An 8627-nucleotide genomic window follows, 5' to 3' on the forward strand; every position below is an offset into this window, starting at 1 on the left:
TCCGGCCCCATCGCCTTTTCGGGGTTGTCGGACAGCTTGACCGTGGGCCGGCCGTTTGCCGCGACAGCCTTGCAGACCAGCGAGAACGGGGCAAGGGCGTCGTCCGCCACCAGACCGCGGAAATCATTGGTCAGCAGCGTGCCCCAGCCAAAGCTGACCCGGACGCGGCCGGAAAAGCGGGTGTGGAGCGCCTCGATCACGTCCACATCCAGCCCGTCGGAAAAGATCACCAGCTTTTCGCGCGGGTCTTCGCCGCGCGATTGCCACCAGCCGATCGCGGTTTCGGCCCCTGTCACGGGATCGCCCGAATCGATGCGGATGCCGGTCCAGCCCGCCAGCCAGTCGGGGGCGTTTTGCAAGAAGCGCGCCGTGCCGTAGGTGTCGGGCAGGATGATGCGCAGGTTGCCGTCATGTTCCTCGTGCCAGTCCGACAGCACGTCATAGGGCGCGCGGGCCAGCGCCGCATCGCTGTCGGCCAAGGCCGCATAGACCATGGGCAGTTCATGGGCGTTGGTGCCGATCGCCTCGAGGTCGCGGTTTTTCGCGATCAGGCAGTTGGAGGTGCCGGCAAAGGCCGCGCCCAGCCCTTCCTCCATCGCCTGGACGCACCAGTCCTGCCAGAGAAAGGAATGGCGGCGGCGGGTGCCGAAATCGGCGATCCTGAGGCCCGGGATGCGCTGGAGGCGCCCGATCTTTTCCCACAGCTTGGTCATGGCGCGGGCATAGAGCACCTGAAGCTCGAAGCGGCCCATCTTGTGCAGCACGGCGCGCCCGCGCAGCTCCATCAGCACGGCGAGTGCGGGGATTTCCCACATCATCACCTCGGGCCATGCGCCTTCGAATGTCAGCTCGTATTGATCGCCGACGCGGTCCAGATGGTAGGGCGGAAGGCGCAGCGCCTCGAACCATTCCATGAAGCCGGGCGTGAACATCTGGCGTTTGCCGTAAAACATGTTGCCGCGCAGCCATGTGCTTTCGCCGCGCGTCAGCCGCAGGGTGCGGATATGGTCAAGCTGTTCGCGCAACTCGCCTTCGTCGATCAGCTGGGCCAGAGGCACGCGCATGGTGCGGTTGATCAGCGAAAAGGTCACGGTGGTGTCGGGCTTGTTGCGAAACACTGACTGGCACATCAGCAGCTTGTAGAAATCGGTGTCGATCAGCGACCGGACGATCGGGTCGATCTTCCATTTGTGATTGTGCACGCGGGTGGCGATGTCGACCATGGGCAGGCTCCTCGTCGGGGGAGGTTAGATCAAGGGCGCGCGCGCTTGTCTAGGCGGGCGGCGTCCATTGCACATCGGACAGGCGCGGGGCGCCTGTCGCCAGCATCACCAGCCGGTCAAAGCCCAGCGCGCAGCCCGCGGCCGGGGGCATCTGCGCCAGCGCGGCCAGAAATTCCTCATCAAGCGGGTAGCGTTGGCCGTAGACGCGTTGCCTTGCGTCCATATCGGCGGTGAAGCGCCTGCGCTGTTCGGTGGCGTCGGTCAATTCGCCAAAGGCATTGGCCAGTTCCACGCCGCAGGCAAAGAGCTCGAACCGGTCGGCCACGCGCGGGTCATCGGGGTTCTTGCGGGCGAGCGCGGCTTCGGGGGCCGGATAGGCATCGAGGATCACGGGGCCGGGCCCGAGACCCGGCTCGATCCGCGCGGTCAGGAGGCGCGAAAACAGGTCGGACCATGTGTCATCGGCGCCGGGCGCGATGCCGATGGCCGAAAGCCGGGCGGCCAGATCGCCGGGCCGGTCAAGCGTGGCCAGAAGATCGACGCCGTGGCGCGCGGCCTCGGCCGCCACGCTCGTGCGGCGGAGGGGGCCAAACGGGTCGCAGGTTGCGTCGCGGTGGCGAAAGGCGCTGACCCCGGCCTCGGTCGCGGCGATGCGCAGGATGGCGGCGCAATCTTCCATCAGGCGCTCATACCCCTCGCCCGCGCGGTACCATTCCAGCATGGTGAATTCGACGGCATGGCGCGGGCCGCCTTCGCGGTTGCGCCAGACGCGCGCCAGGGTAAAGATCCGCTCCTCCCCCGCCGCGAGCAGTTTCTTCATCGCAAACTCGGGCGAGGTGTGCAGATACCGGGTGCGTGCGACAAGCGCGTCATCCATCGCCACGGTCGCAAAGGCATGCAGATGGGTTTCATTGCCGGGGGATGTGACCAGATAGGCGGGATCGACCTCGGTGAAGCCTTGGGTCGCGAACCAGGCGCGGATCGCGGTCATGATGCGGCCACGGGCCAAAAGCATCGGGCGCCGGTCGGCATGGCTGTCGCGGTGCCACCATGTCATGTCTGGCCCTTTCGTGGCGGATGCGCTAACGGCTGCGTCTAACGCGGGGGCGGCAGGCCCTCAAGCGAGATCATACCCGGAGGGCTTCATGAAGGTCATCGCGTCCCAGCTTCGCAAGGGCAATGTCGTCGATATCGACGGCGTTCTCTATGTCATCCTCAAGGCCGAGAATTTCCACCCCGGCAAGGGCACGCCCGTGACCCAGGTGGACATGCGGCGCATCGACAATGGCACCAAGGTCAGCGAGCGCTGGAAAACCACCGAAGGTGTGATGCGCGCCCATGTGGAAGACAGTGTTTTCACCTTTCTCTATGCCGATGGCGAAGGGTTCCATTTCATGGATCCGCAAAGCTATGAGCAGATCACCGTGACCGAAGACGTGGTGGGCGACACCAAGGTCTGGCTGCAAGACGGGATGTCGGTGCATCTGTCGGTGCATAACCAGATCGCCATCGCCATCGAATTGCCGCAGAAGGTGACGGTCGAGATCATGGAGACCGAACCGGTGGTCAAGGGGCAGACGGCGTCTTCGTCCTACAAGCCTGCCATTGCAGGCAATGGTGTGCGCGTGATGGTGCCGCCCCATATCGGGCCGGGCACGCGGATCGTGGTGAACACCGAGGACGCAACCTATGTCGAGCGGGCCAAGGACTGAGGGATCAGCGATGTCCGATGACGCGCCCGGCCCGGTAACGGCGCCGGGCGGTCTGTTTCTGGTGGCCCAGCCCGGGCTGGAAGCGGCATTGGCGGCCGAGGCCGCGCGGGCGGGCTTTGCGGGGATCAAGGCCGTGCCCGGCGGGGTCGAGGTCTTGGGCGATCTGGCCGAGGCGGCGCGCGCCAACCGCAGCCTGCGCACGGCCGTGCGGGTGCTGTGGCGCGTGGCGAGCTTTCGGGCGCTGCATCTGGCGCAGCTGGACAAGCGGGCGCGCAAGCTGGCCTGGGGCGATTGGCTGCGCCCCGATGTTCCGGTCAGGGTCGAGGCCGTGTGCCGAAGCTCGAAGATCTATCACGACAGGGCCGCCGCCCAGCGGATTGCGGGCGCGCTGACGGCGGCGGGGTTCAGCGTGGCCGCTGAAGCGGCGGTCGTGCTCAAGGCGCGGATCGAGGATGATCTGTGCACCCTTTCCATCGACACGACCGGCGAACCGCTGCATCGGCGGGGCCACAAGACATTCGTGGGCAAGGCCCCCCTGCGCGAGACGATGGCGGCGGGGTTCTTGTGGCAGATGGGGTTTGACGGCTCGCAATGCGTGATCGACCCCATGTGCGGTTCGGGCACGATCATTCTGGAGGCAGCCGAGATCGCCGCCGATCTGGTGCCGGGGCGGTCACGGGATTTCGCCTTTGCGCAATTGGTGGGGGGCGGGAGCGAGGGGCTCTGCCCCTCGCGCTCCCCGGAGGATTTGGAAAGCAAAGATGGGGGCGCGCGGTTTTTCGGCTTTGACCGCGATGACGGGGCGATCCGGGGCGCGCGCGGCAATGCCGAGCGGGCGGGGCTTGGCGCGCTGTGCCGGTTCGAGCGGCAGGCGGTCAGCGATCTGACCCCGCCCGAGGGGGTGGGCCCGGGGATCGTGTTGACCAACCCGCCCTATGGCGCGCGGATCGGGGAGCGCAAGTTGCTCTTTGCGGTCTATGGCGCGCTGGGGTCGACGCTCAAGGCGCGGTTCGCCGGATGGCGGGTCGGCATCGTGACCAGCGACAAAGGCTTGGCACAGGCGACCGGTCTGGGGCTGGACGCGGTGGGGCCGGTGGATCATTCAGGCACCAAGGTATGGCTGTGGCAGGGCATGGTGGCGTGACGGCTGCACAATAGGGACCGGCGTCAGGGTTTCTGGAACAAAGCGCCCGTTATGTTGTGAGATCGGATCCATGGCAGAACATGCGTTCCTTGATTGCGCCTTTATGTCTTATTTTGTTCCGGATACGCGCCTTGCCAAAGGGTCTGGGCGCGCCTAGGTCGCGCTTTCGGGGGCCAGATCGGCCCGGCGGGGATGCGCGATGTTCGAAACACTGGGTCTTGGGATCACACCACAGGCGGCTTCGGTCTGGTTCGGGCTGATGATTGGCCTCGCCTTTGGCGTGCTGGCGCAGCTGACAGGGTTCTGTCTGCGTCGTGCCCTTGTCGGGTCTCGGGCCGAGCGCGGGGCCGCGCGGGGCGTCTGGGCCATGGCGTTGGGCGTCGCCGTGATCGGCACGCAGGGCGCGGTGGCGCTGGGGCTGGTGTCGTTCGAGGCGCATCGCTTTGCCGCCGGATCGGTGCCGGTGGCATCGATCATCCTGGGCGGGCTGATGTTCGGCTTTGGCACGGTGTTGGCGCGCGGGTGCCTGTCGCGGCTGACGGTTCTGTCGGCATCGGGCAATTTGCGGGCGCTGGTGGCGATCATCGTGGCGGCTTTGGCGGCGCAGGCCATTTTGCAGGGCGCGCTTGCGCCACTGCGGCTGGCCTTGAGCGCTGTGGTCGTGCCGCTGGACGGATTGCCGGGGGCGGGCTGGCTTTGGGCCGTGGTGATCGCGGGGCTGGCGCTGTTGATCGTGATCCGGTCGCAAGCCAGCGGCGCGATGTTGCTGGGTGGCGCCTTGATCGGGGCATTGGTGCCCTTGGCATGGATCGGCACGGGTTTCGTGCTGTTTGACGAATTTGATCCCATCGCCTTGCAGGGGCTGGCCTTTACCGGACCTTGGGCGGATGCGCTGTTCTGGGGCATCGCGGCGCAGGTCACGACGGCGGGCTTTGGCGTGGGTCTGGTGGGCGGCGTGCTTTTGGGCGCGCTTGCGGCGGCGTTGGGGTCGCGGCAGTTCCAGATCGAAGCGTTCAGCGGTGCCGGGCAGATGGGGCGCAGCCTTGGGGGTGCGGTTCTGATGGGGCTGGGCGGGGTTCTGGCGGGGGGATGCACGGTCGGGGCCGGGCTGGCCGGGCTGCCGACACTGGGGATCAGCGCAATCATGGCCTTTGGCGCGGTGGTCGCCGGGATCTATGCCGGTGATGCGGTGCTGGCCCGGCGGGGCGCAAACCGGGGCATGCTGGCCGCGCAGTGATCGCTCAAGCCAGCACGACGCCCGCCTGTCGCAACCCGGCATGGGCGGCCGCCAGCGAGCCATCCAGATCGATGGCCCGGCAGAGGTCTTGCTGGACGGTGACAGCAAACCCAAGCTGTGCGGCATCGACCGCCGAGTAATGGACACAGAAATCGAGGGCCAGACCCACAAGCGTCAGATCGGTGATGCCGCGCGTCGTCAGATAGCCCCGTAGCCCGGTCGGCGTGGCCCGGTCGTTTTCGAAAAAGGCCGAATAGCTGTCGATCTGGCGGCGAAAGCCCTTGCGCAGGATCAGATCGGCGCGGCTGGTGTTGAGCGCGGGGTGGAAATCGGCGCCGGGCGTGCCCTGCACACAATGGTCGGGCCACAGAACCTGTGGGCCATAGGGCATCTGGGTCAGTTCCATCGGCGCGCGGCCCCGGTGCTGGCTGGCAAAGGACAGGTGGTCGGCCGGGTGCCAGTCTTGCGTCAAGATCACGGCGCCGAAATCATTCATCCGCGCGTTGATGCCTGCCACGATGGCATCGCCCCCCGGCACGGCCAGCGCGCCGCCGGGGCAAAAATCATTCTGGAGGTCGATGACGATCAGGGCTGCGGTCGCGTTGCGCATCTTGGGGCCTTTGCCAAAAACAGGTGGCACCAGCCTACGGGTTGAGCGGCAAGGTGCAACCGCGTATCTGGCAGACATGATCACCGTGGCGGCCCTTTACAAATTTACCACCTTTCCCGATCCCGCGCTGCTGCGCGGGCCGCTTTTGGCCTTGTGCGAGCAGCACGCGGTCCGGGGCACGCTGTTGCTGGCCACGGAAGGGATCAACGGCACCATCGCGGGTGGCCGCGACGGGATAGATGCGGTGCTGGCCCATATCCGCGCCCTGCCCGGCTGTGGCGATCTGGAATGGAAGGAAAGCACGGCCCGGACCATGCCCTTTGGCAAGATCAAGCTGCGCTTGAAGCGCGAGATCGTGACCATGGGCGTGCCCGGCACCGACCCCCGCAATCTTGTGGGCAGTTATGTGGCGCCACAAGATTGGAACGCGCTGATTTCCGCGCCCGATGTGGCGGTGATCGACACGCGCAATGATTACGAGGTGTCGATCGGCACGTTTCGTGGCGCGGTGGATCCGGCCACGACACGCTTTCGCGATTTTCCCGCGTGGTGGGTGGCCAACAAGGACCGGTTTCACAACAAGCGCATCGCCATGTTCTGCACCGGGGGCATCCGCTGCGAGAAATCCACGGCCTTCCTCAAGGCGCAAGGCGTGGAGGAGGTCTATCACCTCAAGGGCGGCATCCTGAAATACCTTGAGGAGGTGCCCGAACAAGACAGCCTTTGGGAAGGGGGCTGTTTCGTTTTCGATGAGCGGGTCGCGGTTGGCCATGGGCTTGAAACCTTGCCCCATGAGCTGTGCCGGGCGTGTCGGCGACCGATCCTGCCCGAGGATCGCGCGAGGGCGGACTTTGAGTTGGGCGTGCAGTGCCACCAGTGTGTGGATGACTATGGCCCGGCGGACCGCGCGCGGTTCCGCGAACGCCAGCGCCAGATCGATCTGGCCCATGCGCGCGGTGCCAGCCATCTGGGCGCTTTGGGCGAGACCGGCGATTGACGCACGGGGCATTGACGCATGGGGGATGGCGTGCCCGAAGATGGGACCGCCATGAAAAAAGGGGCGCCCGAAGGCGCCCCCAGGATTGATCCGAAGGGAGGAGACGGATCAGCCTTTGGTGAAGTCAGGATAGGCTTCCATGCCCAGTTCCGAAACATCGAGACCATTGACCTCGGCTTCGGCGCTGACGCGCAGACCCATGACTGCCTTCAAGATCACCCACACGATCAGCGACGTCACGAAGACGAATGCGCCGATGGCGACGAAGCCGAAAATCTGCGTGCCGAAGCTGGTGCCCTCGGTGTAGAAAGGAACCGCCAATGTGCCCCAGAACCCTGCAAGCAGGTGGACCGGGATGGCACCGACGACATCGTCGATCTTGAGCTTATCGAGCATAGGGACCGCAAAAACCACGATCACACCGCCGATGGCCCCGATCCACAGCGCGCCGAAGAGCGTTGGGTCAAGCGGACCGGCAGTGATCGACACGAGGCCAGCCAGCGCGCCGTTCAGCACCATGGTCAGGTCGACCTTGCCATACAGAAGCTGGGTCAGGATCAGTGCGGTGACCGCGCCAGCCGCCGCCGCCATGTTGGTGTTGGCGAATATGATCGCGACGGCATTGGCATCAGCCTCGGTGCCAAGGGCGAGTTGCGAACCGCCGTTGAAGCCGAACCAGCCCAACCACAGGATGAACGTGCCGAGCGTGGCCAGGGCAAGGTTGGAGCCTGGCATCGGCGTGACGCGGCCGTCCTTGTATTTGCCGATACGCGGCCCAAGGATGATGGCACCGGCCAGAGCGGCAGCGCCGCCTGCGGCATGCACAAGGGTCGAGCCTGCGAAGTCGGAGAAGCCTGCTTCCGACAGCCAGCCGCCGCCCCACTGCCACGACGCTTCGATCGGGTAGATGAAGCCGGTCAGCACCACCACGAACACAAGGAAGGGCCAGAGCTTCATCCGCTCGGCCAGCGTGCCCGACACGATCGATGCGGTGGTGGCGCAGAACATCAGCTGGAAGAAGAAATCCGAGCCGGTGGCATAGCCCACGTCGAGCGCCGGATCGCCGCCAAGGTTGGCAAGCGAGAAGAACGGACCGAGCCAGCCTTGCACCAGCCAGTTGTCGCCCGGATACATGATGCCGTAGCCGATCAGCCAGTACATGATCGCCGCGACCGAGAAGAGCGAGATGTTTTTGGTCAGCTGCATGGTCACGTTCTTGGACCGGACCAGACCTGCCTCGAGCATGGCGAAGCCTGCGGCCATCCAGAACACGAGAAAGCCGCTGATCAAGAATAGCAGAGTGTTGAAGATGAAGGCGTTGTCGACCGCGGCTGCGGCCTCGACGACCTCTTCGGCGGCCGCGGCGGTGTCCTGCGCGAGGCCCATCGTTGGCAGCAGCGCGGCGGTTGCCACAGCTGCGAGCGGCAGGAGATATTTGGTGTGCATGTCTACGATTTCCTTTTCGTCGAAAGGGTGCGCGGATCAGACCGCGTCGTCATTGGTCTCGCCGGTGCGCACGCGCACGGCACTTTCCACATCGAGAACAAAGATCTTGCCATCGCCGATCTTGTCGGTCTTGGCGGTTTTCTGGATGGTGTCGACCACCTGGTCGGCCATGCCGTCCGAGACCACGATCTCGAGTTTCACTTTCGGCACGAAGTTCACGGCGTATTCCGCGCCGCGATAGATTTCGGTGTGACCGGA

The 8627-nt window shown here is 65.5% G+C and carries 9 protein-coding genes; 4 read left to right on the forward strand and 5 right to left on the reverse strand.

Annotated features, from left to right (window positions below; all coding sequences use genetic code 11):
- The coding region (gene pncB, locus Q0094_RS00005) for a nicotinate phosphoribosyltransferase (protein WP_297613891.1) at positions 1–1223 on the reverse strand (1223 nt) is incomplete at its 3' end.
- A 49-nt stretch (positions 1224–1272) separates the two neighbouring features.
- A complete protein-coding gene (gene epmA, locus Q0094_RS00010) occupies positions 1273–2280 on the reverse strand; it encodes an EF-P lysine aminoacylase EpmA (protein WP_297613893.1) in 1008 nt (335 codons plus the stop codon).
- 88 nt (positions 2281–2368) lie between these two features.
- Here epmA and efp point away from each other — a divergent pair, with 88 nt between their 5' ends.
- The 3 genes from efp (at position 2369) to Q0094_RS00025 (ending at position 5316) form a co-directional block, all read left to right on the forward strand.
- Positions 2369–2935 (forward strand): elongation factor P, encoded by a 567-nt coding sequence (efp, locus tag Q0094_RS00015; RefSeq protein WP_297613895.1) that lies wholly within the window; start codon positions 2369–2371, stop codon positions 2933–2935.
- Positions 2936–2945: 10 nt separating this feature from the next.
- Positions 2946–4079: a class I SAM-dependent RNA methyltransferase gene (locus Q0094_RS00020; protein ID WP_297613897.1), complete on the forward strand. Its 1134-nt coding sequence runs from the start codon at positions 2946–2948 to the stop codon at positions 4077–4079.
- 199 nt (positions 4080–4278) lie between these two features.
- Positions 4279–5316: a YeeE/YedE thiosulfate transporter family protein gene (locus Q0094_RS00025; RefSeq protein ID WP_297613899.1), complete on the forward strand. Its 1038-nt coding sequence runs from the start codon at positions 4279–4281 to the stop codon at positions 5314–5316.
- Between the two features lie 4 nt (positions 5317–5320).
- On the opposite strand, the gene pncA is transcribed toward Q0094_RS00025, so the two are convergent.
- Positions 5321–5926: a bifunctional nicotinamidase/pyrazinamidase gene (gene pncA / locus Q0094_RS00030; RefSeq protein WP_297613901.1), complete on the reverse strand. Its 606-nt coding sequence runs from the start codon at positions 5924–5926 to the stop codon at positions 5321–5323.
- A 76-nt stretch (positions 5927–6002) separates the two neighbouring features.
- Between pncA and Q0094_RS00035 the strand changes: the two genes are divergently transcribed.
- The gene (locus Q0094_RS00035; RefSeq protein WP_297613903.1) at positions 6003–6923 is read left to right on the forward strand and encodes a rhodanese-related sulfurtransferase; all 921 of its coding nucleotides are present in this window, start codon (positions 6003–6005) and stop codon (positions 6921–6923) included.
- A gap of 108 nt (positions 6924–7031) precedes the next feature.
- Here the strand turns inward: Q0094_RS00035 and Q0094_RS00040 are convergent, their stop codons facing one another.
- Both Q0094_RS00040 and Q0094_RS00045 read right to left on the reverse strand, forming a co-directional pair.
- Positions 7032–8369, reverse strand: a complete 1338-nt coding sequence (locus Q0094_RS00040) for an ammonium transporter (protein WP_297613905.1) — start codon at positions 8367–8369, stop codon at positions 7032–7034.
- Positions 8370–8405: 36 nt separating this feature from the next.
- The coding region (locus Q0094_RS00045; protein WP_297613907.1) for a P-II family nitrogen regulator at positions 8406–8627 on the reverse strand (222 nt) is incomplete at its 5' end.

Source organism: uncultured Roseicyclus sp. (assembly GCF_937892565.1).
In the GTDB taxonomy this organism is placed as follows: domain Bacteria; phylum Pseudomonadota; class Alphaproteobacteria; order Rhodobacterales; family Rhodobacteraceae; genus Roseicyclus.

What these genes read in the sequence shown, in the direction of transcription:
- epmA (WP_297613893.1), bottom strand. Translation starts at nt 2,280, where the DNA reads ATGACATGGTGGCACCGCGACAGCCATGCCGACCGGCGCCCGATGCTT.
- efp (WP_297613895.1), top strand. Translation starts at nt 2,369, where the DNA reads ATGAAGGTCATCGCGTCCCAGCTTCGCAAGGGCAATGTCGTCGATATC.
- Q0094_RS00020 (WP_297613897.1), top strand. Translation starts at nt 2,946, where the DNA reads ATGTCCGATGACGCGCCCGGCCCGGTAACGGCGCCGGGCGGTCTGTTT.
- Q0094_RS00025 (WP_297613899.1), top strand. Translation starts at nt 4,279, where the DNA reads ATGTTCGAAACACTGGGTCTTGGGATCACACCACAGGCGGCTTCGGTC.
- pncA (WP_297613901.1), bottom strand. Translation starts at nt 5,926, where the DNA reads ATGCGCAACGCGACCGCAGCCCTGATCGTCATCGACCTCCAGAATGAT.
- Q0094_RS00035 (WP_297613903.1), top strand. Translation starts at nt 6,003, where the DNA reads ATGATCACCGTGGCGGCCCTTTACAAATTTACCACCTTTCCCGATCCC.
- Q0094_RS00040 (WP_297613905.1), bottom strand. Translation starts at nt 8,369, where the DNA reads ATGCACACCAAATATCTCCTGCCGCTCGCAGCTGTGGCAACCGCCGCG.